Genomic DNA, 23,753 nt, shown 5'->3' with positions numbered 1-23,753 from the left:
CATGAGTGCTTGCTGTCCAACTGCTGTTGCGATGCCTCGGACATGCGCGAGCCACCGCGTCTTTTGCACCGTCCATATCCTGGGATTGGGCTGCTTCGGACCGCCGGTCACACGACGCGAGGACTACGCTGCTGTGTAGACGTCCCAGACCCCGGCGGCATGCTGTTGCTGAACACAGATGGCTGCGGGGTGCGGACTCTTCGCCTGTCACCCGGCGCCTCCCTGGAGAGAACTGGGTGGGTCCTCTGTCCTGCTGCGCAGGCTGTCGGGCCGGCCGCTGCTCTGCCTCCGCCGAAAGTACGCCCCTGCCGGGAGCGCGCCCAAGGGGCCGGAACTCCGGCTCACCGTGCCGCTGCCGGATGGTCTTCCGAACCGAGGCGCCATGCCCCTGTCACAGCTCACCGTCCACCGCCATGACCAAAGGAAACAGGCGCTGATCACCCTGTCCGGTGAGATCGACCTCGAATCCGCGCCGTTGGTGCGCGAGTCCCTGGAGCGGTGCCTGCGGGACGGTATCCGCACCATCGACGTCGACCTCACCCCCGTCACCTTCTGCGACTGCAGCGGACTCAACGCGTTTCTCCACGCTGCGCAACAGACCACCGTGGCCGGTGGGACCCTGCGACTGCACCATCCGCCGACGACGCTGGCTCGGATTCTCGACCTGGCCGGCTGCGGGTTCCTGCTCCTCGGCCTTCCGTTCGACCACCTGCCATCTCCTCTCGGCGACACCCCGGCCGCGCCCCGTCCAGCCCCGCCGCACCTGTCTGTCACGCTTGCGCCTGTTCTCTCGGGTGATGTGCGATGACGGCCGAAGCCGGGCGGAGACAGTCACGGAAGCCAGGGGACGGCGAGCCGCCCGCCGTGGCTCCGGCGCGGTTGCGTCGGCTGAGCCGTTGGCTGGTGGAGGGCCTGCGTGAGGATCTGGTGGCTCTGTATGTGGAGTCCCGCGCAACGCCGCCGGGTGATCCATACCGCCGTCCCAGCCGCCAGAACTTCCTGAACCGCCTCACCGTGGACATGCGCCGACCGGGATTCGCCATGGTGATCGCCGAGACCGACAGCCTGACGGGATGCGCCTTCGGATTCCCGGTAGGCGGCGACGGCTCCTGGTGGCTCGGCTTCGACGTAGCACTGCCGCGCAGCATCGAGCAACTCACAGAGTCGGGCAACGTCTTCGCGTTCGCCGCCATCCTGATCCGGCGGCACCCCCAGGACCGGGAACTCGCCCGCCGTGTGCAGGAACGGCTGCTGACCGACCATCAGGCATCGCTCGGCACCACCCTGGTGGACCGGGCCGATCGCCCAACCCTCGCTGCACTCCACTCCTGGGGGTGGCTGGACATCGGAGAGCTTCGCAGGCCGGCGGGCGCCACCACATTCCGCGCGCTGGTACTTCCCTTCGGGGAACGCACCACGGCGAGGCTGGAGGGCCTTGTCACGATGCCCGGAGACGGTGGCCCCAGTGGGGTCTGACAGGCGGTCGACCCGTATTCGGATGCTGGTGGCCGAGCAGGCGGTGCGACGAGGTGCCCGGGTGAGTGTGGTGGACGTATGCACCGCGGCCGTGGCCGCGCTGCCGGTCGGCGGGGCCGGGCTGTCGGTGATGTCCCCGACCACGCCGAGCCATCCGTTGTGCAGCACCGACGACATCAGCGAGCAACTGGAAGAGCTCCAGCTCACGCTGGGCGAGGGGCCCTGCGTGGACGCCTATGTACGCGGCTGGGCCGTCCTGACACCCGATCTGCTCACCACTGAACTTCAGGATCACTGGGCCGTGTTCGCCGACGCGGCCCTGGAAGCCGGAGCCCGCGCGGTGTTCTCGCTCCCCCTGCAGAAGGGAGCGATCAGCCCGGGAGTTCTGGACCTGTACGCCAACATTCCGACCGTACTGAACACGGAGGAACTGGCCGACGCTATGGCGTTCGCCGATCTCGCGACGCTTCTCCTGCTCGACGCAAGGATCGACGAGGCGGGCGCGCCGACCGGCGGGCCTATGGCGGACCGCAGCTTCGAGGACCTGGGCGCATACCGAGCGGAGATCGACCAGGCCAGCGGAATGCTCACTGCTCAGCTCGGAGTCGGCATCGAAGAAGCCTTCGTGCGGCTCCGCGCCTACGCCTATGCGCAGGGCCGCCGGCTCGCGGACGTGGCCGCCGACGTGGTGGCCCGACGGCTTCGTTTCTCTCCGGACGCGGAGCCCGATCAGGCCGAGGAGGAAACCTGACGTTCGGTCCCGGCCGAGGAACGTGCCGTACTTCCCGCCTCTTCGGGCAGGGACTAGTCTCAATCGAGGGTGCCCACGATGGACCAACAGCTTCTGGCCAAGACCTTCGTCGAGCTGGCCGACAATCTGGTCGCCGACTTCGACCTCATCGATTTCCTGCGCCTGCTCACCGACCGCTGCGTCGGCATGCTCGACGCGAGCGCCGCCGGGGTGCTGCTCGCCGACCGGGACGGCAAACTCCGCGTCATGGCCGCCTCCGACGAACGGGTGCGCCTGCTGGAGCTCTTCCAGCTCCAGAACGACGAAGGCCCCTGCCTCGAATGCTTCCGTACCGGCGTACCGGTGATCATCCCCGACCTCGGCACGGCGACCGCCCGCTGGCCGCGCTTCGCTGTGGCGGCCCAGCGCAGCGGGTTCGGGGCAGTCCAGGCCCTGCCCATGCGTTTGCGGGACGAGATCGTCGGCGCCCTGAACCTCTTCCGCACCGCCACCGGCCCCTTCGACCCGGCCGCCACACCCGTCGGCCAGGCCCTGGCCGACGTCGCCACCATCAGCCTGCTACAACAACGCACCGCTCAGCGCAGCACGGTGCTCAACGAACAGCTGCAGACGGCGCTGAACAGCCGGGTACTGATCGAACAGGCCAAGGGGAAGCTCGCCGAACGCCAGGGCATCGACATGGAGCAGGCGTTCACCGCGCTGCGCGGCTACGCCCGCGCCCACAACCGGCGCCTGGCCGATGTGGCCCGCGCCCTGATCGACAGCTCCGAACCCCTCACCGGCCTGGGGTCCTGACCCACGCTTTGCCGGAGCCCGCTACTGCTCTGCACCGTCCTCGATCAGACGGCACTGGAGTTCCGGTCATGACGTGGATCGCTCGCGTCAGGGCGGTGTTGGCCTTGGTCCAATTCCTGCTCGATGAACAGCATCCGCAGCGCGAAGACGATTGCGTGGATGTAGACGAAGCCATCGCCCTCTGTCCTCAGGGCACCGCCGGTAACAGGGAACGGCCCACACCGCCCGCTGGCGGTCCGGCGCCGCCCGGGGGGGGGCAACTGCGGCTGGCTACAGGCGATGCGGAGCGGACAACGGACGAGGAACCGCACGACCGGTGTTTGAGATCTACGAGGCGGCTACACAACACAGGCGTTCGACGGCCGTCCTAGTCATTAGGCGAGTCAGACCCACCCGCAGCGTCACCACGAACATCATCACTGTCAGTAGGTGGCGAGGGAAATGGCGGTGTAGTGCGCGGTGAAGGCCACCACGGTCAGCGCATGGAAGACCTCGTGGAAGCCGAACCAGCGGGGTGCGGGGTCGGGCCGCTGGAGGGCGTAGACCACCGCGCCCGCGCTGTAGAGGAGGCCGCCGACAACGATCAGGACGACTACGGCCGCTCCGCCGGTGTGCAGGAAGTCGGGCAGGTAGCTGACCGGTGCCCACCCCAGGGCCAGGTAGCACGGGGTGTACAGCCAGCGCGGGGCTCCGACCCACAGGACCCGGAACGCGATGCCGGCCAAAGCTCCCGTCCAGACGATCCACAGCAGCACGGACCGCTGGTCCGGCGGGAGGAGGGTCACAGCCAGGGGGGTGCAGGTGCCGGCGATGATCAGGAAGATGTTGGCGTGGTCGAGGCGTCGCAGAAGAGCCTCGCCGAGCGGTCCCCAGGTGCCGCGGTGGTAGATGGCGCTCGTCGCGAACAGCAGCCAGGCGGTGACCGAGTACACGGCGCAGGCCACGACCGCCTGCGGAGTACGGGCCAGGCAGATGAGCACGACGCCTGCGATCAGTGCGGCGGGGACCATTCCGGCATGGAGCCAGCCACGCAACCTCGGCTTGATCGGCTCGGCCAGGTCAGACAGCCGCTCCACCAGAGCAGCAACCGAGTGAGCCCCCTCCCCCGCCTGGTCGCCCTGTGATTGGTCGGGGAGCCCGTCTGCACGGCGCTCCCCACGCGCTGACACGACGTGACCACAATCGACTTCAGCGGCGTCGCGGGACACAGCTTCTCGTCCTCCCCTGGGCTCCTGGGCGTCACTGGCAACCATGCGGTCATGCTAGGAAACCTCACCCGGACACATGACGGGAGGTCGATCCAGAACCCCAGAGCCACGTCGCCGGACGCGGGCCGGTTCGCCACCGTGTGAACTCCAGTCCCCTTGAGGCTTCCGCCAATTGGGCTTGCCAAAGCCGAGCAGAACGGCTGGTCATGGGAACGATCAGGGCTTCCGAACGGGCATCTCCGCTCGCCTACGCGCAAGTATCGCCGATGCTTCCTGAGGTCCGCCCCCACGTATCCACCGCCATCGCAGACCAGTTGGAACACCAACTGGACCTGGCTCCGCATCTCGAAGCCGGCCAGCTCGACGTGGAGCGCGTCGCCGGCATCGCAGTCGTCGCAGCTGCCCACTGCGACGGCTGTGCGGCCACCGGCCATCTCCTCGGGCTGCTGGCCGCGCTGCCTGCCCCCATCAAGGCAGGAGAACGCTTCTGGTCGGACCTGTGGAGGTCGTCGGGCACCGCGTACCTGCTGCCCGTCAACATCAAGGCTCTGGTGCCGCGTTCCTGGCAGGAGAAGGAACCGCCCTGGCCCGGCAGATCCTCTCGGCCGTCGATGAGATGACCCCGCCCCAGCGCGTCGCGGCCTGGAAGGTGATCGGTCAGGCCCTCGTCGAGTGCGACCATCTGCCCGACCTCAAAACACAGGTCATCGGAGAACTGTGGCTCCAAGATATCGAGCTCACCGCCTGGCGCGTCCTGCACGCAGACCGCAAATCGGACGATCCGGCTGGACGGAAAGCCTTCCTCGACGCCTGGACGAGCGTCTGAGCGTCGGCTCCTTCGAGCTGCACGGCAGCCGCGCAGGACATGCGTCTCCCGTGCCCGACGACGCTTGCAGCGACTGAGGTCAGGAGTTCCGGGCCGAAGTCACACCGGCCCGGAACCCTCCACAGATCAGGGGCCGCGCAGCCATTGCTGCGCGGCCCCTGATCCTGCCGGCCCGGCACAAGAGCAGGCGCCTTCGTCCGGGTGGGTGGCAGGGCCCGCAGGGGTGGCGGCCACCTGGACGCGGCGTGCGCGATCTCTCGGGCAGGTCTGCGAGGTCAGGCCACGTTGATGTTCTCGGCCTGCGGACCCTTCTGGCCCTGGGTGACGTCGAACGTCACGGCCTGGCCCTCCTGGAGCTCACGAAAGCCGGTGGAGTTGATCGCGGAGTAGTGCGCGAAGACATCCGGGCCGCCGCCGTCCTGGGCGATGAAGCCGAAGCCTTTCTCGGCGTTGAACCACTTCACAGTTCCCGTAGCCATGTCTCATGCCTTCCAGTCGATGAACGCCTCCCACTCCATGTGGCAGGCGGAGGTGATCGCCCTGGTCCCTGCGGCACAGCACAGCAAAACGCCCACACCGAAGGCGTGGGCAAGAGGGAATTCCGAACCACGACAGCTGACGCAGACGCTACACGCCCACACACCGCGTCACCACAGGAAATGATCACACCGCACACCGAGACCGCGCGTGCAGTGCCCGCCGACGCTGACGTGCACGCTCATCTCATGCTGCTGCCATCGGGTTCGCTGATTCGACGGCACGGCGATATTCGTCGTTGAGGCGCTGGGCTTCCTCGAGCTGGTCTTCAAGGATGACGATCCGGCAGGCGGCCTCGATGGGGGTCCCGTGGTCGACGAGTTCCCGGGCCCGCGCGGCGATGCGCAGCTGGTAGCGGGAGTAGCGGCGGTGGCCGCCCGCGGATCGCAGCGGGGTGATGAGGCGGGCATCGCCGATGGCGCGGAGGAAGCCCTGGGTGGTGCCGAGCATCTCGGCGGCCCGGCCCATGGTGTAGGCGGGGTAGTCGTCGTCATCGAGACGGCCGAAGGTGTCGTCTGCTGTCATTGCACCTCTCTGCGGAACGCGTGGAGGGGCCCTGGCGCCGTACTGCCGCCAGGGCCCCGAAGGAACTACTACACCATCTGCCGGCCCTGATACTGCACCGGCCCTCTGTTTCCGCAGACCCGACCGAGACGCTGTCGGGGGCGCGGGGATCGCGGTTGCTTGACCGGAGACCACCTCACTATCGATGTCCTGCGGTACCCGGGGCCAAGACTTCCGCCCGGGCGATCCTGATGGCGCTCGGCTCCTCCGTTCTTCCCTCTTGATCAACTACTCACTAACGGAAACTGCGAACTGCTGGTGGCCTCGAACAGCGCCACTCTTCGGCAGCCAGCCCCGTCGCCCGTCCTGCGTCTGCTCTGGCTTGGAACCCCACTGCCGAACCTCCCGGTGCGCGCGCCCGCAGCCGACGCCTTCACCGAGGTACTGCTCACTGACTTCACTGCTGGGTACTGCGAACCTTCACTTACTGGTACTGCCACTGCGGTACTGCTCATGGCGGCCCCTGATCACTGCGGGCCACCCGGTCCGGTCGTCAGTCCCGTCGCCGTCCTGCAACCGCTCTGGCTTCGGAACTCCACCACCGCACCGTCCTACGAACTGCAACTGCGTACTGCTGCCCGGCAGTTCATCTCTGCCGGGCCTCTCTTGATCTCGGCTACGACAGAAACCTTAACCACACCGCCGGCCAATGTCTACTCCAGCGGGTATAGATTTCCGTGCGTTGGAAGGTGAGGTACTCCGCCTCGACCAGTCTGCCTCGACCGGTCCCATGGATGGTTCAAGCAGCTGCGAGGCTCTGTCCGGCGCTCACAGTGACCCACCGCCGCGTGGCATGTCGGGCTGGATGTGACGTCGCCGACTGCGCCGCGGCGAGCGTCGGCGGCACCGGCCAAACCTGAACGGCGGCACCGGGGGGCTTCGGCTGGCCCATGGTCACCCGCCTCACCCACACCACGGCGGTCACCCGCCGGGCCTCCGGCGGCAAGACCGTGAGCGCCTTCCTCGCCCGGTAGCGTCACCGCTCAAGTAGCCGGATGGCCGGCGAACATGGTCCGCCTCATGCCGCAGCCTGACGACTTGCTGGTTGACGTTGCCGCCCTGGTGGAGTCCGGCCAGAGCAACCAGATGTCCCTGGCCGTGGCCGCCGGTGGCGCTGTCATCACCGGTCGGCTGGCTGCCGAAGCGGTGTGGAGGCAGAGGGTGTCGGATGTGCTGAGGGATTCCGCCCACTTGGGCGAGTTCGCCCGCCGTCTTCGACGCCCCCGTGAAGGAGGACGGGCCGCCCACGCGTCTGCACTTCCATGCCGCCCGGATCCTGCAGGGCAACGGCGACGGGAACCCGCTGCACGCAGTGTGGGCCCGACCGGCGTACCGGTGGGGCCCACACTGCTGGTCAGGTGTCGACTCGTGTCTGTTTACCCGGTCAGACCGTGACGGGGGTGCCGAGCATCGCGGAGGCGTGCTGCATCGGGCTGAGAATGCCCAGGGGCGCTGCCTTGGGAACGGCGCGGCAGGTGAAGCCGAGCTGAGCCATGGCCCGCAGGACTTCGGCGGCGCTGAAGTCACGGCGGTCCTGGCGCGTGATGACCTGGCCGACCTGCTTGAGGGGGTAGTGGCGGCGGCCGATGATCACCGATTCGCCGGTGACCGGTTCGGGCTTGATGCCCTTCATTGATTCCAGCACGCCGCCCTTGGTGAGCTCGAAGGGGAAGCGGGCGATGACGCAGCGCATGTGGCCTCACAGAGAGAAGGGAAGGAACGGTCCGACCTGGGGCGAGGTGTTTCAGCGGGAGAGGGCGAGGATGCCCAGGGCGCTGCCTTGCTCGTCGACCACCGGCAGGACACCGAGCCGACGGGTGCGCATCGCGTGCTCGGCTTCGGCCATCGTGGTCGCGGATGAGGTGAACGAACCGTGGTCGCCGAGGATGTCGCGCAGGCGGACACGGTCCGTGTAGTCGGAGCTGTCACGGACGGCGGCGAGTTCGGTGCGGGTGACCAGGCCGGTGCACGGGCCGTCCTGGTCGCAGACGACCAGGACGGCCCGTGCGTGCGGCGGCCATGACGGCCAGCGCCACCTCGACGCTCATGTCGTCACAGACCTGCGGTCCGGCCTGGTCCATGTCCTCAGCCACCGTCGTGTGCACGGGGTTGGCGTCCGCCGGGCGGGGCTGCGTCTGAACCAGAGTCAAAGGGTGCCTCCTGCAGAGACGGGCCGGCTCCTGATCACGAAAGTTCTAGGCCACCGTGCCGAAGCCGGACTGGCGTACAGGGGTGCGCCTGGCCGCCGAGGCGGGGCGGCGGCGGCCTCGCGAAGTGGCGCTGCGCTTGGGGCGTTCGACCACCGGTGCGGTGATGACGACCGGGATGCCGGACGGGGCCTGAGCTCCCGTGATCCGGTTCAGGGCCTCGTCGCCCGAGCGGATCTGGGTGGTCTGCGGCCGGATTCCGGCATCCGACATCAGACGGACCATGCCGCGGCGCTGGTTCGGCGTGACCAGGGTGACGACGCTGCCGGACTCGCCGGCGCGGGCGGTACGGCCGCCGCGGTGGAGATAGTCCTTGTGGTCGGTCGGCGGGTCGACGTTGACGACGAGGTCGAGGTTGTCGACGTGGATGCCGCGCGCCGCGACGTTGGTCGCCACCAGCACGGTGACGTGCCCCGTCTTGAACTGCGCCAGTGTGCGGGTGCGTTGCGGCTGCGACTTGCCGCCGTGCAGCGCGGCGGCCCGTACCCCGCTGTTGAGGAGGTCCTGGGTCAGGCGGTCGACGGCGTGCTTGGTGTCCAGGAACATGATCACGCGGCCGTCGCGGGCGGCGATTTCGGTCGTGGCGGCGTGCTTGTCGGCGCCGTGGACGTGCAGGACGTGGTGCTCCATCGTCGTGACCGCACCGGCCGACGGGTCGACGGAGTGCACGACGGGGTCGGTCAGGTAGCGGCGTACCAGCAGGTCGACGTTGCGGTCCAGGGTGGCGGAGAACAGCATGCGCTGCCCCTCCGGGCGCACCTGGTCGAGCAGCGCGGTGACCTGGGGCATGAAGCCCATGTCGGCCATCTGGTCGGCCTCGTCCAGCACGGTGATGCCGACGTGGTTCAGCCGGCATTCGCCGCGGTCGATGAGGTCCTTGAGTCGGCCCGGGGTTGCGACGACGACCTCGGCTCCGCCGCGCAGCGCGCTGGCCTGCCTGCCGATCGACATGCCGCCCACCACGGTGGCCAGCCGCAGCCGCACGGAGCGGGCGTACGGGGTCAGCGCGTCGGTCACCTGCTGCGCCAGCTCACGCGTCGGTACGAGGATCAGCCCCAGCGGCTGGCGGGACTCGGCACGCTGTCCGGCGGTGCGGGCGAGCAGGGCGAGGCCGAAGGCGAGCGTCTTGCCGGAACCGGTGCGGCCGCGGCCCAGGACGTCACGGCCCGCCAGGGAGTTCGGCAGCGTCGCGCCCTGGATCGGGAACGGTGCGGTCACACCCTGCCTGCCGAGTTCGGCCAGCAGTTGCTCGGGCATGTCGAGGTCGGCGAAGCCCTCGACAGCGGGCAGTGCGGGGGTGATCGTCCTGGGCAGCGCGAACTCACCCTGCACTGCGGCGGGCCGACGGCCGTAACCGCCGGAGCGGACGGGGGCGCCGGTACGGCGCGGTGCCTGCGAGCCGTAGCCGCTGCCACCCCTTCCTGCGTCGGCACGGCTGTCACGGGAGCGGGAGGGGCGGTCGTTCGTGTACGTGCGGTTCATGCGGAACCTTCCTCGATTTGGCACATATCAAGGAATTCCCGCTGCGATGAACGGCATGGAGAATTACAAGTATGGACCGGTGACAAAAGAAAGCAGATCTGGCCTGCGCAAACATCCGTGGGCGCAGGTGCGGAAATGGGTGACGCGATGGGGACCTTGCGATCCGGGCGCCGGCTGCGGGGCAGCGCTTCAGGATGCGCCTGCGTCCTGAAAGAGGAACCACGTGTGGCCGTACTCCGGATTCCTCCGACTCGTCCCGCGGGTGAAAGCCGCTGCGGGAAACGCGTACAGCTGGGGCCCGCACCCCCGAAGGATGCGGGCCCCAGCTACAGATGGTGCGTGAGCGTCAGGCCGGAACGATGTTCTCGGCCGTCGGGCCCTTCTGGCCCTGCGCGATGTCGAAGTTCACCTTCTGGCCCTCGAGCAGCTCACGGAAGCCCTGCGCGGCAATGTTCGAGTAGTGGGCGAACACGTCAGCGCCGCCACCGTCCTGCTCGATGAAGCCGAAGCCCTTTTCCGCGTTGAACCACTTCACAGTACCAGCAGCCATGTCATTTCTCCTTTGGGGCAGTGCATCGGCGTCCGCACTGCGCGAACGCCATGTCGCCGCAATGATTACCCCGCCCGGAAATGACCGGAAATACAAAAGCGCTCCCACCCGACAGAAGGCTGGTGGGGGCACTTGAAGTTTCGGGAACCACAACTGCAACTGAGATAGACAGTAGCACGCCGGAGCGGCCCGCGCGTGTTGGATAATTCCACTCTGCTCTTCGCGGCAAAAACCCCCGCTGCGCGGCCCCCCAAAATCTGATCCCTCGGGAACAGATATTGATTCACTCGGAGTTCAACGTCTCAGCAGAGTTGCCAACCGGCACGCTGCGCGACGGCCGTGAAGCCGCTGCCGCCCAGGAAACGCAGCCGTGAGCCGTGGCCGGGGTGGCCAGCTGGCCCGACCATGAGCCCGGGCTTTCCGCGCCCACTGCCGACCACGGCTGGTCAGCGTGTCAGCCTCTCGGCCTCTTCGCCAGCCTCGGCTGGCGAAGAGGCCCATCCCACGTGTGTGATTTTCGCTGCCGTACTGAGGGTGCCTTGCTGTCGCGGTAGGGGGCAGGCGTACAGGAAGCCTTGCCCCTGTATGGAGACCAGTAATGACGACCTCTCGCGTGCCGCGGTCCTCGCTTGACGGCATACCTGACGGCGCCGCGAGAGCCCGCCTGGAGCAGGAGAACGCGCAGTTGCGGCACGCCGTCGATTCCCACGCGACGGTGGACCAGGCCATCGGTGTCCTCACCGCGAGCCACCAGCTCGCGCCGGCCGTCGGGTTCGAGGTACTGCGTGAGGTGTCCCAGCACACCAATACCAAGCTGCACACGGTGGCCGAGACGGTGATCGCCTGGGCGCTGGGGCAGCCACTGCCGGAACCGGTGGGGCAGGAGCTGTACGCGGCCGTGCAGCGGCGCTCACGCCGACGGGATGCCCCAGGCGCGGAAGCCGGGTAGGACGCGGTGGCCGGGCACGGCGCGGGTCAGGCGGTCAGTGCCTGGTCGACGGTGGGATGGCAGCCGATGACCTCGTCCAGGCCGACGATCTCAAGGAGCCGTAGCACCGATTCCTGGGCGCCGGCGATACGCAGCCATCCCTGATCGTCACTCGCGGCCTGGTGGGCGGCGACGAAGACGTTGATTCCGCTTGAGTCCATGAAGGTCACGCCGGTGAGGTCCACCACGGTCCGCAGGGGCCCCGAGCCGTCGTAGGACAGGAGGGCCTCGCTGAGCATGCCCTTGACGGCGTGGTCGATCTCGCCGTGCACGGTGACCACCCGGATGCCGTCGATGGCGGTGTGGCCGATCGACAGGTGGCCGGGCCGGGCTGCTCCGTGAGTGTCTGTCACCGTTTCCTCGACTGTTCTCGCTGATGGGACCTCAAGGCCCGGCGCGATAGTGCGCCGGTGACCTGCCTCGATGCTACGGCGAACACGTGTGCGGCCCGTTATGCGGTTCTCACGGGACATGTGAGGCAGAGTGCCGGGTACGCGCAGGACGTGTGAAGGGGAAACAAGGATGGACCCGGCCGAATCAGTCCCTGCGGGTGAGGGCAGCGTGACGCCGGACGCCCCTCACATACAGGACACCGTCGCGCTGGACGGTGACGGGCACGTGATCGCTGAGGCACGCCACCGGGCAGTGGACTTCCTCGCCCGTGTCCAGGCGGAGCACGGCCTGCCGGTGTCCGCTCGCGCGATGGACCTGACCCAGCTGGTGGTCAGCGAGCTGGTCACCAACGCCCGCAAGTACGCCCCTGGCCCCGTGCTGATGGAGCTGCGCATCATTGGCGCCGTCGTGGAAGTGGTCGTGTGGGACAGCGATCCCGTCCTGCCGGTGGCGCGGGCCGCCGATGCGGGCAGAGTCGGGCAGCACGGAGATCGTCATGGCCGTCGCCCAGGGCTTCGAGGCCCAGCGGGAGCCGGTCGGCAAACGCATCACCGCCCGCATAGCCCTACTCGACAACCCCGGCGGGGACATCACCGGACGCCGCTCCCAGTAACAGCCTGCGCTCCCGTCGGCCTCGCCGCCTTCCCTGACGATCTGCCGTGAAGCGGGGCGCTACAGGGGCGAATTCGGCGGGGAGCGGTCGGAGTGGGCACGGTGCCGGCGTGCGGGGTGGCGCCGCCGGCTGGCAGCGTCGCGAGCGACGCCGACTTCGCCCCGCATACGCACACTGCCGGCGCCCAGTGCGTCGGGCGGGCCGGTGCCTAGCTGCCCTTGCCGCCCCGTGGCAGGACCGCTTCGGCGAGCACCACCAAACCACAGCCATCAGGCGTTTCGGTGACGCTGTGCCCGAGCTGGACCAGCAGCCCTGCTACTGCGGCCTGCACGATCACCCTCATGCTGTCACTGCTCGCTGCACGGCCTGCCCGGTCACGGGCGAGCGCGGTGAACCCGTCCGAGGCCGTCCAGCTGACCAGCGCGCCCGCAGACACCTCGGTCACCCGCAGCCCCGGAATCCCACTGTCCGCGTCGCCCAGCAGCTGAAAGCCGGCCTGGACCAGGCAAGAGCTCACCCGGGACACAAGTTCAGCCGGGGCGCACGACACGCCGGTCGCCTGCCCACGAGAAGCACGATCATGCCACCGGCCTGCACAGGCGCCTGTTCGCACGGTGGGAGGACGCGGTGGACCCCGGACGACGACAACCGACGGATGAGCCACGGGTGGCCCGCCCGCACGATCGCCCACGAACGTCGCCTGACGGAGGCCGGACGTGCTCGCACCGATCTGGAATGCTGCCCTGACCAGGCAAAATGGGCAGCATATGTGAGGTTGCGCAGACTCGGGGAAGAAGGCGCGGCAACCGACAGGAGGTTGCTGTGAAGGGTGGAGATCTGGAACTGGGCGAGTTGCTGGCCGCTGCGGAGGCGGCCCCGCCCGGTGAGTCCGTCGACGCGGTGGCACACGACCTGCGGAAGCGGTTCGGTGCCGTGGCCGTATCCTTCTAATTCGTCGACCTCATCGGCCAGCGGCTGATACGCCTCGCCGCGACCGGTGACAAGGCCGCCGACCCTGGTGAGCCGATCGACCTGCAGGGCAGCGTCTACGACAGCGTTCTGCAGAGCCAGCGCCAGCATGTGGAACCGGACGGCCAGGGCGGACGACGCGTCATCACGCCCGTCACCGACCGCGGCGACTGCATCGGCGTCCTGGAGGTGAGCCTGCAGTCTGCAGACGACACCGTGCTGCGCCAGGTCCGCCATGCGGCCCACGCGCTGGCCTACATCATCGTCACGGACCGCCGCTTCACCGATCTGTACCACCAGGGCCGGCGCACCACCGAGACCAGCCTGGCGGCGGAGATCCAGCACCAGTTGCTTCCCTCGGCCCCCTGCTGCGAGGCAGCCCAGACTCCACGGGGCAAGGGCTCTGACTACCTCCACTTGCACTGATGGCTGCACTGGCAAGGCATCACCCCCTACAGCGCTGACGGTGGACTGTGGCCACTTCATCTCGCAGATCAGGGTTACGTGAACTACGTATTTACGCGTCCGACCTCGATCGTGTGTGGAGCGAGCCGAGGTGTACGCGATTTCGATGGCCCTGGGAGTGCCTGAGGCGAGGGGGTCGCCGGGGGAGGCCGCTGGCGCAGGCGATCGCCCCGCCAGGGCAGAGGCGACGGCACACACGGAGCGCGCGGCTCCAGCCGCTCCTGCATGCCGCCCACCATGCAGGCGAAGCCGGTGCCCCGCCAACCGGCACACCGCGTCACTCCGAAGGAATGCGAAACTCGAATTCGGGACGGTCCCACGGCACGGCGGGCGGGTTCGCGAGAGCGGTCCCGGTCCGCACTGCACCGACGCGGTGGTAGAAGTCCTCGGCGGGAAGATGCGACACGACCTTGACACGGTCGAGCCCGGCGGCACGGGCCTCGGACTGCATGTGTGCGACGAGCAGTCGTCCAATACCCCGTCCTTGCGCTTCGTCAGCGACGAACAGCAGGTCGAGCTCCGGTGGAGCGAGGACGAGCGAGTAGAACCCGAGGACCCGGCCTCCGGGCTCGTCGGCGCCGACGGCTACGAAGGCGCGGTGGGCCTCGATGTAATCAGGACCGACCCGGTAGCCCGCGACTGCGGCTGCGTACTTACCCTCGTAGGCGCCTGAGCCACGCACGAGCCGCGTGAGCCGTTTGGCATCCCGCGCAACGGCCCTCCGTATCGTGATCGGCTGGCTGATCGGGGAAGTGCGTGAACTCATCGGAAGAGTATTTCGCACCGGAGAGTGCCTTCGTGCGGCGGGTCGGCTGCTCGGGCAGGATTCCTGCACCGCTCCCGGGGACCACTCGCCGGAGACCCGTCCTGACCAGGTTGCGGACTTCTCGGGCGGCATATCGCTTGAGGCATCGGATGATCTCACGTCGGGTCTTGCCGGCGGAGACGACGAGGGGATGAGTCGCGCAGGCGTCGGTGAGTACGTGTTCGTCGAGACGGTCGGCGTCCCGGCGAGGCGTCAGTTCTCCTTGCGTTCGCTTCCCTCTGCGCGGGCCCGCTGCGCGCGGAGCTCCACGGCGTCGAGGAGCAGGCCGAGCGCGGTCTCGAACTGGTCCTCTTCGTCGATTTCCGCGAGATAGGGGGCGACCTGTGCCAGGTTCGGGTACCGCTGTGGCGAGGCCGTCAGGTACTCGCGGCGCCAGGCCAGCCGGTCGCCTTCCTGAGCGGCCTTGTCCAGCACGTTGAAGGAAGCCTCGAAGGCGCTGGCGGCGAGTGCCATTTCGGCCAGGACCCGGTAGTAGGAGGCCGCTTCGCGTCCATGGAAGCCGGCCTCGAGCAGGGCGCCGATGACCACGTCGGCGCCCTGGAACTCCGGCTCGCGCCGCGAGGTGCGGGCCGCGACAAGGACGGCCACACCCGGGTGCCGCAAGCATGCGGCACGGATCCGTCGGGCGAGCGAGGCGAGGGTCTCGCGCCAGCTTTCCGACGGTGCGAAGTCGTGCAGGGCATCGCTGACCAGCCGGGCGGCCAGGCCGAGCAGCAGGTCGTCCTTACCGCGGAAGTGCCGCAGCACGGCTGTGTGGTCGGCACCCAGATCAGTGCCCAGCCGACGGAAGGTGAGCGCCTGCGGACCGTCCCTCTCGATCACGGCCATTGCGGTGTCCAGGATCAGATCCGGGGTGAGGAAGGATGCCGGACGCTGCTTCCGCCGCGCGGGAGTGGCTCCTGCCGGGTTGGTCTTCGCGCGTGTCATGGCTGTCATCTTATCGACGGCGTTGTCAACGGTGGTCCTCCTGCAGGTGGTCGGCCACCGCCCGCAGTGCCGTGACGGACTCCGCGTCACGTGAGGGGTCGTCCGCCGTCGGCCACGCGCTGGTCTTGACGATCACCACGTCGGCGTCCGGGTCCACATACAGGTACTGGCCGTGGATCCCCACCGCGGTGAACGGACGTCGCTCGCCACCGAGCGTCCACCACTTGTTGCTGTACCCGTAGTGCGGGTAGCCGCTGGGGCCCAGCGCGCCGACCTCCAGGTGCGGCACCCCGCGGCCCCGGCTGCGCGCCACCCATTCCTCGGGCACGATGCTCTGCCCGTTCAGCTCTCCGCCACGGGACATCAGCAGCCCCAGCCGGGCCATGTCCCGGGCGGTGGCATTGAGCGAGCCGCCGCCGATCGCGGTACGCGGATGCCCACGGGTGAGCCAGTAGTACGCGTCGTGCTCAGCGCCGATGCGGCTCCAGAGGCGCTCCGTGGCGTACTGCGCGAGGGAGCGGCCGGTGGCGGACTCCAGCACCCATCCCAGGACCTGGGTGTCGATCGTCGAGTAGCTGAACTGCGTGCCGGCCTCGGTCGAACGCTCGGCCGAGGACACGACCTCGTGCAGCGAGCCGCCCCCTGTGGCGGCCTTGGTGAACCGGTTGATCAGACTGTCCCGAACGGTGTGGTCCTCCACCAGGTCACCCACTCCGCTGCTCATGTCGAGCAGATGCTCGATGGTCACGCCGTCGAAGGCGGAGCCCACCAGCCCCCTGCAGTACCCCGTCACCGGCTCGGTCACATCCTTGATCGCCCCCTCGTCGAGGGCAATCCCGATCAGCATCGACGTCACCGATTTGGTTATCGAGAACATCTGGAACCGTACGTCGTCCCCGGCGAAGAGCCCCGGATACGACTCGTGGACGATCTCGCCGCCATGCAGCACGACGAAGGAGGTGGTGTTCGTTCGAGCGTGCAGTTCGGCAAGGCTCCGCTCCCGCCCCTCGAAGCCGTAGGTCACTGCCAGGGGGCGCGGTCGCCCGGGCAGGGGGAACACGTCCCCGCCCCGGCGGACGTCGTCGGTGGGCATGAGGAGATTCATGTGAGTGAACGTCCACTCATTGACCGGGCGGCCGGTCATCACCTCGTCCTGGTGGCGCCACAGCCACACCGCCCCGGCGCCCGCCGCGGCGGCTCCCAGCAGCCATCCACCCACTTCATTGCGCATTACTGAGCCCCTTCATCGCGCGGACATGCAGAACTTCGGCGCCCTCACCCTGACTTGCAATTCCAACGGTGTCAACAGTGGTGCTAACTCTGGTGTCAGCATGCCTGTCACCAGTGTTGACACTCTTGGGGCGGGTGGCCATGATGACGACGGGGTCGTTCGACCCCCTTCTCCGGCACTCCACGAAGGACAGCGCATGACAGCCATCCGAGAAGAGCTGTACCGCAGGCCCGCCCTCGACGGACGCACGGCCAAAGCGCTCGGGGATCACAGGAACGGTGACCGATGAACGGCACTGAACTGACCACCGCGCGCCGCCTGCTCGGGAAGCTGCCCTTCGTCGACCCGGGCCGGCCCCCGCTGCCCGCGAGAACCGCGTTCCTGACCGGTGCCAGCTCGGGCATCGGCAAGGCGCTGGCAGCCGAGCTGTGCGCCCGCGGCTACGACGTGTACCTCACCGCGCGCAGAATCGAGCTCCTGGAAGAACTGCGGGCGCAGCTCACCGCCGCGTTCCCGCAGCGTTCGGTGACCGTGGCTGCCCTCGACGTGACCGAGTACGAGGCCGTGGCGCGGACGGTCGACGACGCGGCCCGGCAATTCGGCGGACTCGGAATGGTCATCGCCAACGCGGGCGTGGACGTAGGGGGCAACATCGGGGAGGGCCACTTCAAGGCGCACCGTGCGGTGGTCGACGTCAATCTGCTGGGGGCGATGGCGACCATCGACGCGGCCGTCGCACACTTCCGCGGCAAGGGCGGCGGGCAGGTGGTGGGCTTCAGCTCCGTCGTGGCCGGGGCGGGCCTGCCAGGCGGGGCGCCGTACTGCGCCTCCAAGGCAGGGCTCACGAGGTACCTTCAGTCGCTCCGAGGCGAGCTGTGGAACAGCGGCATCACCGTGACCACGGTCGCCCCCGGCTACATCGACACCCCGATCAACGAAGCCCTGGGCGACAAACGACCGTTCCTCATCGACACCCGCACGGGCGCCCGCAAGATCATGGACCGCATCGAGTCCGGCGCCGTCCACGCGACAGTGCCCCGAGTGCCCTGGACCGTCGCCGAATACCTGCTGGCCCGGCTCCCGACCCGTCTGCTGCGGAAGGTCAATGCCTGACCACCCAGGCCGGGGGACGACTGACGCGCCGGCGCCGAGCCGCCACCACCCGGTGACAGACCGTTGGAACCTGTCGCGGGCAGTGCCACGCCAGCCGGATCGCAGGTCCGGGATCATGGTTATCCCGGCGAAGACGTCGGCGGGGCAGCCGTTGCCCTGCTGGACGTACAACGCGGCATGTCAGGACGGCGCGCCGACTGTCGCACTGTCGCGCAGGAAGCCCGCGAAGGCCAGGGCGGCAGGGGTGAGGTCGTGGTCGCTCATGCGGACGAGGAGGATGCGGCGCACCGGGGCGGGGGGTTGCAGCGGCAGGACGCTGACGCCCGCTCGGATGCCTTCGAGGGCGAGGGTGGGGGCGAGGGCGACACCGATGCCGGCGGCGACCATGGCCTGGGCCTCCTGGTAGTCGTGGGCCTCGTAGGCGATCTGCGGCTCGAAACCGGCCGCGCGGCAGCTGCGGGCGAGGGCCTCGGCCACCGGGTGGTGGTCGGCACGGGTGATCCAGGCGTCGTCGGCGAAGTCGGCGAGGGCGGCCGAAGAGCGGCCGGCGAGGGGGTGGTCTTGGCCGACGAGGAGTGCCGGAGGGTCGTCGACGAGCGAGGTGACGACGATGTCCTCGCGGTCGATGCGGTTCCAGTCGTAGTCCCACATCAGGGACATCTCGATCTCCCGGTTCTCCAGCATCGCCCACAGGCCCGCGATGCGGGCGCTGCGCACCGTCAGCCGCACGTCGGGGTGAGCTTCCCGGAAGGCGATCACGGCCCGCGGGAGGAGGGAGGCGCCGACGGTGGGGAAGGTGCCGACCCGGAGGGTGCCCGCACGCAGTCCCGCGAAGTCGGCGAGCTCGTTCTCCGCCGCCGTCAGCTCGCGCTTGATCCGCTCCCCGCGCTCGGCCAGTGCGCGTCCCGCGTCGGTGAGGGTGACGCCCCGCGCATGCCGCTCCAACAAGGGCTGTCCGGCCTCCGCCTCCAGACGGCTGACCTGCTGGGAGACCGCTGAGGGCGTGTAGTTGAGGGCCCGTGCGGTCGCGGTGACCGAGCCCCGGCGGGCGACCTCGGCGAAGAGCAGGATGCGCCGCACGTCGAGCATCACGTCACCTCCAGCGTTAATTTCAACTTAATACCCGTGCAGATTTCCGAGATTGTACTTCACGCTCTGCGCGCCCACTGTGGATCGCACCCCGTACGGAAGTGCCGTCGGGGTTCCCATGAGGAGTCTGTTGTGTTGCGTCTGCAGGGCGAGATGATCCGCGGAGGTACCAGCAAGTGCTGGATCTTCGACCACCACGACGTGGTGGCGACCGGCGTGGACGCCGACACCCTGCTGCTCGCCGCCTACAACGCCGCCGACCCCCGCCAGATCGACGGCGTCGGCGGCGCCTCCTCCACCACCTCCAAGGCCGCGATCGTCCGGGCCTCGGACGAGCCGGGCGTCGACGTCGAGTACGCCTTCGCGCAGGTCGGCATCGGCGACGAGCGCGTGGAATGGGCCAGCAACTGCGGCAACTGCGCCACCGCCGTCGCCCTGTACGCCGTCCACAACGGCCTGGTGCCGATCACGTCGGACTCCACCACGGTGCGAATGCGCAATGTCAACACCCGGGCCCGCCTCACCGGCACCATCCCCACCCCCGGGCGGACGGCCTTCGACGAGGGCACGGCCGCGGTACCGGGCACCGCCGCGCTCGGTGTGCCGGTCCTGCTCGGCTTCGAGGACCCGGCGGGTTCGACCACGGGGCGCGCACTGCCAACCGGCCGCGCCGTGGACGCCCTGACCGGCCCGGCCGGCCGGATCGAGGCGACCCTGGTCGACGCCGGAGCCCCGGCCGCACTGTTCGAGGCCAAGGCCTTCGGTCTCCAGGGCACCGAGTCCTTGGCCGAGTTCGCCACGGCATTGCCCGCGCTCACCGTGCTGCGCCGTCAGGCCGCCCTTGCCATGGGCCTGGCCAAGGAGCACGATCCCGTCAGCCACGCCGTGCCGAAGGTCGGCGTCGTCGCCCGCCCCGCCGCCTACCGCACCACCGACGGCACCCCGGTCGGACCGGACGAGTACGACCTGGCCGTCCGCATGGTCTCGATGCACGCACCCCACCCGGCGATCGGTCTCACCTCGGCCGTCGCGCTGGTCACCGCAGCCGCTACCCCCGGCACCCTCGCCCACCGCGTCGCCCGGCAGACCGCCGACGGCACGCTGCGCCTGGGCACCCCGGCCGGTGTCATCACCGCCCGAGCCGTCCCCGCAGCGGAGGGCGCGTCCCCCACGGTGCTGCTGCACCGCGCCGCCCGCCGCATCGCCCGAGCCGAACTCCTCGTTCCCGTCCTGGAAGGACGCCCCGCATGAGCCGCAACGACGCCGCCCCGGGCACCGTCACCGCTCCACCCGGCCGCATCCGCCGACTGCTGTCCCTGCTCTATGTCCAGTGCCTGATCGGCGTCTTTGCCGGAGCAGCGGTCGGCTGGCTGTGGCCGTCGTTCGGAGCCGACCTGAAGCCCCTGGGCGACGGTTTCATCGCGCTCGTACGCATGATGATCGCGCCCGTCATCTTCTGTACCGTCGTCCACGGCATCGCCTCCATGGGCAACGCGCGCGCCGTCGGCCGGGTCAGCCTCAAAGCGCTGATCTACTTCGAGGTCCTGACCACCGTCGCCATGGTGATCGGCCTGGTCGTCGTCAACATCGTCCAGCCCGGCAGCGGACTGCACGTCGATCCCTCCACCCTCTCCACCGAGGGCCTGCCGCCGGAGGCGACCCAGAGCCACGAGAGCGTCTCCGCGTTCGTCCTCTCCAACATTCCGGACACCCTGCCCGGCGCGCTGACCGGCCACGAGATCCTGCCGGTGCTTCTGGTCTCGGTCCTGTTCGGATTCGGTCTGAACGCCGCCGGCGAGGCCGGGACGGGGATCACCCAGGGCGTCGAGAAGCTGTCCAAGGTCCTGTTCACGCTCATCCGCTGGATCATGCGGCTGGCCCCGGTCGGCGCCTTCGGCTCCATGGCCTTCACCATCGGCAACTACGGTCTGGACACCCTGCGTCACCTCTTTCTGCTGGTCGGCTCCTTCTGGCTCACCGCCCTGTTCTTCGTCCTGGTCGTCCTCGGCACGGTCATGCGCATCAACGGCCTGCGCCTGCTGCCTTTCCTCCGCTACATCAAGGAGGAGCTGCTGATCGTCCTCGGCACCTCGTCCAGCGAGCCTGTGCTGCCGCGCATGATGGCCAAACTCCAGCACGCGGGCGCCTCCAAGCCGGTCGTGGGCATCACACTGCCCGCCGGCTACTCCTTCAACCTCGACGGCACCGCGATCTACCTGACCATGGGCTCGGTCTTCCTCGCCCAGGCCCTCGGCATCGACCTCAGCCTCACCCAGCAGCTGTCGATGCTCGCCGTCATGCTGCTCACCTCCAAGGGCGCCGCCGGCGTCACCGGCTCCGGCTTCATCGCCCTGGCCGCCACTCTCAGCGCCGTACCGCACGTACCCGTCGCCGCCCTGGCCCTCATCTTCGGCATCGACCGCTTCATGTCCGAGGCCCGTGCTCTGACCAGCGTCGTGGGCAACGGCGTCGCCACCCTGGCGGTGGCCAAATGGGAGGGGCAGCTCGACGAGAACCGCGCCAGGGCCGTCCTGCGTGGCGAGATCCCGTACACCTCCGCTCCCGAGACCGACCGCACCCATGAGGTTCAGGGTGATCCGAAGCCGCAGGCCAGCCCCGCACCCAGCGCGAAGCTCGAAGAGACCGAAGCGGCCGACCCGAAGTCAGCGGCCGGATCGGACCGTGACCCTGTGCCCACGGCCGGCTGACGCCCCCCACTCCCACGCAGCCGGTCCGGGGCCTGTGCCCCGGACCGGCCCCTTCCCGGGGACACGACTGCGATGAGGCGAGTGGCCAAACCTTCCAGGTCGCGTCGTTTCAGGGCAGCCTGCGACGCCGGGCAGGCTGTAGCCCCAATCTCCGATTTCAGCTCAAGGGCGCGGCGCAGGCTCTCCGACGAAGTGCGCAAGCTCCTCTGCGGCACCGCGTGGCAGGCCGGCGACCGCGGTCTCCGGCAATGTCGTGATGACGGTCCGCAGCCGCGCGCCGAGCTCTGGCAGTACGGCCCAGGCCGAGGCAGGGGCGTTGACGGCGGCGAGCAACAGGTCGCCCTCGTAGAAGTAGGCGTCGAGCAGCGGCTCCTCGATCAGCAGGCGCACGGCGAGGGGAAGGACGTAGGGCAGTGCCACCTGCTGTGAAATGAGGGTGCGCAGATCCGCGGGACCGAGTTCGCCCAGGGGCACGCACCGCAGCTCATGCACTGTGCGCACCAAGTGGGTCGCGTCAGCGGCAGGAGGCATCCAGCGGGGTGGGTCCAGCTCGTCGAGCGTGCGGTCGAGGTGCAGCAGATGGTCCATGGGCTTCATTCTCACCAGACCGCTGTGCACTCTCAGGCCGGACCAAGTGGAAGACCTCGCGTGCCACGTAACGCTTGAGGCAGCGGACGATTTCCCGGCGCGTCTTGCCTTCCGCCGTACGCCGTTGAAAGTAGTCCCGGGTGCGGGGGGCGTCGCCGTGGCCAGGCCCGACGTGCGAGCGGGCCGGGCGCACGCATCACTGGCCACGCGCCGGTATCACCCGCTGTGGCCGGCAAGCGTCACAGGGCCGGATCAGCTACCCGTGAGCCCCGGGCAGCCCGCGCACGCCTGCGCGGCCCCGGGGCATCCCTTGAGACCGTTCCCGACCGGTCCTGAGCCGACACCGCCCATACCAGTGGTTCACCCTGGCAACGCCACGCACACGCCGTCTCAAACCGTGACGCCCAGCAGACCCAGGCAAGTGCAGCAGCGAAACCCACAGGGGGTTGGGTTGGCTCTGCCACATCCATCTGGCGCCGGTGCACGACCCTGTCGCAGTGCCGCCGCTCGGCGCGAGCCGGCTGTGCCACGCAGCGGTGAACGCGGTGCCGCCCAGGGCACACCTGCCCTGCTGGGCGCTGCTGGAGGTGTGCACCTCCACCCGGTGTCGACCAGGGGCCGACGGCCCTGTGGAGCAGCGGGAACAGCCGTGGCCGCCGCAAGGCGCTGGTCAGCCGAGCACAGGCTGCCGCCGGCAAGGCGCTGACCGTGCAAGCAGCAGCCGACGTGTCACCTCGACGTTCCAGGGCTGCACCACCGCCTTGGCCCTGCGCTCCGCCTTGCGCGCTTTCCGAGGGATCGTGACCTCCTGGGCCGACGTCCGCGGCGACCAGGCGCCGGGCCACTGCCCGTTTCAGTGCCTCCTTCAGCCGCGCCAGGGACATCTCCACCGAGGTCACCCCCAGGCCCGTGCCCGTCCTGCCACCACGAGCGCGGTCCTCACCACGAACCAGCCCCGATGCGACCTCGATCAGGAGCCCACCCCGAAGCACCGGCGTACAAGGTCACGCTATCGGGGGACGAGCACTGAAGCTCATCCCGTGAGGCGGTTCAGATTGCGGGCGCCGTGCACCGCGAGGAAGTGCGGCGCTGCCACCGGAGACCGTATCGCCCGTACCCTTCGTGGTGTCCACGGCGTCACACAGCGGACGCCAAACCACTGGAGGCAACACCCCGTGCTGATTGCTCAGCGTCCGTCCCTGACCGAAGAGGTCGTCGACGAGTTCCGCTCCCGGTTCGTGATCGAGCCGCTGGAGCCGGGCTTCGGCTACACCCTCGGCAACTCCCTGCGTCGCACGCTCCTCTCCTCGATCCCGGGTGCGGCGGTCACGTCCATCCGCGTCGACGGTGTCCTGCACGAGTTCACCACCGTGCCGGGCGTCAAGGAGGACGTCACCGACCTGATCCTCAACATCAAGCAGCTGGTCGTCTCCTCGGAGCACGACGA

At 68.9% G+C, this 23,753-nt stretch carries 23 protein-coding genes and 6 pseudogenes; 14 read left to right on the top strand and 15 right to left on the bottom strand.

Annotation, left to right across the window (positions count from 1 at the left end):
* The first annotated feature begins 346 nt into the window (after nucleotides 1-346).
* From AC067M_RS41460 to AC067M_RS41445, 4 genes are all read left to right on the top strand, one after another.
* Complete coding sequence (locus AC067M_RS41460; protein WP_478702167.1) at nucleotides 347-808, top strand: STAS domain-containing protein; 462 nt, start codon at nucleotides 347-349, stop codon at nucleotides 806-808.
* Entirely contained in the window at nucleotides 805-1,476 is a 672-nt protein-coding gene (locus AC067M_RS41455; RefSeq protein ID WP_478702166.1) for a hypothetical protein, read from the top strand. The genes AC067M_RS41460 and AC067M_RS41455 overlap by 4 nt, the downstream gene beginning before the upstream one ends.
* Nucleotides 1,477-1,498: 22 nt before the next feature.
* Nucleotides 1,499-2,227, top strand: a complete 729-nt coding sequence (locus tag AC067M_RS41450; protein ID WP_478702165.1) for an ANTAR domain-containing protein — start codon at nucleotides 1,499-1,501, stop codon at nucleotides 2,225-2,227.
* 78 nt (nucleotides 2,228-2,305) lie between these two features.
* Entirely contained in the window at nucleotides 2,306-3,022 is a 717-nt protein-coding gene (locus AC067M_RS41445; protein ID WP_478702164.1) for an ANTAR domain-containing protein, read from the top strand.
* Nucleotides 3,023-3,444: 422 nt separating this feature from the next.
* Here the strand turns inward: AC067M_RS41445 and trhA are convergent, their stop codons facing one another.
* Nucleotides 3,445-4,275 (bottom strand): PAQR family membrane homeostasis protein TrhA, encoded by an 831-nt coding sequence (gene trhA, locus AC067M_RS41440; RefSeq protein WP_478702163.1) that lies wholly within the window; start codon nucleotides 4,273-4,275, stop codon nucleotides 3,445-3,447.
* A gap of 221 nt (nucleotides 4,276-4,496) precedes the next feature.
* Between trhA and AC067M_RS41435 the strand changes: the two genes are divergently transcribed.
* Nucleotides 4,497-4,850: a hypothetical protein gene (locus AC067M_RS41435; protein ID WP_478702162.1), complete on the top strand. Its 354-nt coding sequence runs from the start codon at nucleotides 4,497-4,499 to the stop codon at nucleotides 4,848-4,850.
* The gene (locus tag AC067M_RS41430; RefSeq protein ID WP_478702161.1) at nucleotides 4,847-5,056 is read left to right on the top strand and encodes a hypothetical protein; all 210 of its coding nucleotides are present in this window, start codon (nucleotides 4,847-4,849) and stop codon (nucleotides 5,054-5,056) included. Before AC067M_RS41435 ends, AC067M_RS41430 begins: the two co-directional genes overlap by 4 nt.
* 275 nt (nucleotides 5,057-5,331) lie before the next feature.
* Here AC067M_RS41430 and AC067M_RS41425 read toward each other — a convergent pair whose 3' ends face one another.
* The gene (locus AC067M_RS41425; RefSeq protein ID WP_031104458.1) at nucleotides 5,332-5,535 is read right to left on the bottom strand and encodes a cold-shock protein; all 204 of its coding nucleotides are present in this window, start codon (nucleotides 5,533-5,535) and stop codon (nucleotides 5,332-5,334) included.
* Between the two features lie 244 nt (nucleotides 5,536-5,779).
* Entirely contained in the window at nucleotides 5,780-6,118 is a 339-nt protein-coding gene (locus AC067M_RS41420) for a MerR family transcriptional regulator (RefSeq protein WP_478702160.1), read from the bottom strand.
* Nucleotides 6,119-7,177: 1,059 nt separating this feature from the next.
* Between AC067M_RS41420 and AC067M_RS41415 the strand changes: the two are divergent.
* Nucleotides 7,178-7,442: pseudogene (locus AC067M_RS41415) on the top strand (hypothetical protein); the annotation flags it as partial.
* A 99-nt stretch (nucleotides 7,443-7,541) separates the two neighbouring features.
* Here the strand turns inward: AC067M_RS41415 and AC067M_RS41410 are convergent.
* The 4 genes and pseudogenes from AC067M_RS41410 to AC067M_RS41395 form a co-directional block, all read right to left on the bottom strand.
* On the bottom strand, nucleotides 7,542-7,850 hold the full coding sequence (locus AC067M_RS41410) for an SCO5918 family protein (protein WP_311128525.1): 309 nt from the start codon (nucleotides 7,848-7,850) through the stop codon (nucleotides 7,542-7,544).
* Between the two features lie 51 nt (nucleotides 7,851-7,901).
* A pseudogene (locus AC067M_RS41405) lies at nucleotides 7,902-8,307 on the bottom strand (CBS domain-containing protein).
* Nucleotides 8,308-8,352: 45 nt separating this feature from the next.
* Nucleotides 8,353-9,846 carry a DEAD/DEAH box helicase gene (locus tag AC067M_RS41400; protein WP_478702159.1) on the bottom strand — a complete coding sequence of 498 codons (1,494 nt, stop codon included), beginning with the start codon at nucleotides 9,844-9,846 and terminating at the stop codon, nucleotides 8,353-8,355.
* Nucleotides 9,847-10,192: 346 nt separating this feature from the next.
* Complete coding sequence (locus tag AC067M_RS41395; RefSeq protein WP_003973099.1) at nucleotides 10,193-10,396, bottom strand: cold-shock protein; 204 nt, start codon at nucleotides 10,394-10,396, stop codon at nucleotides 10,193-10,195.
* Nucleotides 10,397-10,994: 598 nt separating this feature from the next.
* Between AC067M_RS41395 and AC067M_RS41390 the strand changes: the two genes are divergently transcribed.
* Entirely contained in the window at nucleotides 10,995-11,345 is a 351-nt protein-coding gene (locus tag AC067M_RS41390; protein ID WP_478702158.1) for an ANTAR domain-containing protein, read from the top strand.
* 26 nt (nucleotides 11,346-11,371) lie between these two features.
* On the opposite strand, the gene AC067M_RS41385 is transcribed toward AC067M_RS41390, so the two are convergent.
* A complete protein-coding gene (locus tag AC067M_RS41385) occupies nucleotides 11,372-11,737 on the bottom strand; it encodes an STAS domain-containing protein (protein ID WP_478702157.1) in 366 nt (121 codons plus the stop codon).
* 169 nt (nucleotides 11,738-11,906) lie between these two features.
* Between AC067M_RS41385 and AC067M_RS41380 the strand changes: the two are divergent.
* Nucleotides 11,907-12,390: pseudogene (locus AC067M_RS41380) on the top strand (ATP-binding protein).
* 208 nt (nucleotides 12,391-12,598) lie between these two features.
* Here AC067M_RS41380 and AC067M_RS41375 read toward each other — a convergent pair.
* Nucleotides 12,599-12,907 carry a hypothetical protein gene (locus AC067M_RS41375; RefSeq protein ID WP_478702156.1) on the bottom strand — a complete coding sequence of 103 codons (309 nt, stop codon included), beginning with the start codon at nucleotides 12,905-12,907 and terminating at the stop codon, nucleotides 12,599-12,601.
* A gap of 305 nt (nucleotides 12,908-13,212) precedes the next feature.
* Here AC067M_RS41375 and AC067M_RS41370 point away from each other — a divergent pair.
* Nucleotides 13,213-13,743, top strand: a pseudogene (locus tag AC067M_RS41370) (serine/threonine-protein phosphatase); the annotation flags it as partial.
* Between the two features lie 358 nt (nucleotides 13,744-14,101).
* On the opposite strand, the gene AC067M_RS41365 reads toward AC067M_RS41370, so the two are convergent.
* From AC067M_RS41365 to AC067M_RS41355, 3 genes are all read right to left on the bottom strand, one after another.
* On the bottom strand, nucleotides 14,102-14,590 hold the full coding sequence (locus AC067M_RS41365; RefSeq protein ID WP_478702155.1) for a GNAT family N-acetyltransferase: 489 nt from the start codon (nucleotides 14,588-14,590) through the stop codon (nucleotides 14,102-14,104).
* 252 nt (nucleotides 14,591-14,842) lie between these two features.
* Entirely contained in the window at nucleotides 14,843-15,577 is a 735-nt protein-coding gene (locus AC067M_RS41360) for a TetR/AcrR family transcriptional regulator (protein WP_478702154.1), read from the bottom strand.
* A gap of 25 nt (nucleotides 15,578-15,602) precedes the next feature.
* On the bottom strand, nucleotides 15,603-16,808 hold the full coding sequence (locus AC067M_RS41355) for a serine hydrolase domain-containing protein (protein WP_478702153.1): 1,206 nt from the start codon (nucleotides 16,806-16,808) through the stop codon (nucleotides 15,603-15,605).
* Between the two features lie 285 nt (nucleotides 16,809-17,093).
* Here AC067M_RS41355 and AC067M_RS41350 point away from each other — a divergent pair, with 285 nt between their 5' ends.
* Nucleotides 17,094-17,921 (top strand): SDR family NAD(P)-dependent oxidoreductase, encoded by an 828-nt coding sequence (locus AC067M_RS41350; RefSeq protein WP_478702152.1) that lies wholly within the window; start codon nucleotides 17,094-17,096, stop codon nucleotides 17,919-17,921.
* Nucleotides 17,922-18,101: 180 nt separating this feature from the next.
* Here AC067M_RS41350 and AC067M_RS41345 read toward each other — a convergent pair whose 3' ends face one another.
* Entirely contained in the window at nucleotides 18,102-19,010 is a 909-nt protein-coding gene (locus AC067M_RS41345; RefSeq protein ID WP_478702151.1) for a LysR family transcriptional regulator, read from the bottom strand.
* A 132-nt stretch (nucleotides 19,011-19,142) separates the two neighbouring features.
* On the opposite strand from AC067M_RS41345, the gene AC067M_RS41340 reads away from it, so the two are divergent.
* Nucleotides 19,143-20,261, top strand: coding sequence for a PrpF domain-containing protein (locus AC067M_RS41340; RefSeq protein WP_478702150.1), 1,119 nt, complete (start codon nucleotides 19,143-19,145; stop codon nucleotides 20,259-20,261).
* Entirely contained in the window at nucleotides 20,258-21,718 is a 1,461-nt protein-coding gene (gene dctA / locus AC067M_RS41335) for a C4-dicarboxylate transporter DctA (RefSeq protein ID WP_478702149.1), read from the top strand. Before AC067M_RS41340 ends, dctA begins: the two co-directional genes overlap by 4 nt.
* 162 nt (nucleotides 21,719-21,880) lie before the next feature.
* On the opposite strand, the gene AC067M_RS41330 is transcribed toward dctA, so the two are convergent.
* Both AC067M_RS41330 and AC067M_RS41325 read right to left on the bottom strand, forming a co-directional pair.
* The gene (locus tag AC067M_RS41330; protein WP_478702148.1) at nucleotides 21,881-22,306 is read right to left on the bottom strand and encodes a contact-dependent growth inhibition system immunity protein; all 426 of its coding nucleotides are present in this window, start codon (nucleotides 22,304-22,306) and stop codon (nucleotides 21,881-21,883) included.
* Nucleotides 22,233-22,451, bottom strand: a pseudogene (locus AC067M_RS41325) (hypothetical protein); the annotation flags it as partial. The pseudogene AC067M_RS41325 and the gene AC067M_RS41330, both read right to left, overlap by 74 nt.
* A 1,030-nt stretch (nucleotides 22,452-23,481) precedes the next feature.
* On the opposite strand from AC067M_RS41325, the pseudogene AC067M_RS41320 reads away from it, so the two are divergent.
* Nucleotides 23,482-23,753 (top strand): annotated as a pseudogene (locus AC067M_RS41320) (DNA-directed RNA polymerase subunit alpha); the annotation flags it as partial.

It is taken from the genome of Streptomyces sp. NPDC043427 (assembly GCF_056436655.1).
This window is presented reverse-complemented; position numbering and strand designations above follow the sequence as displayed.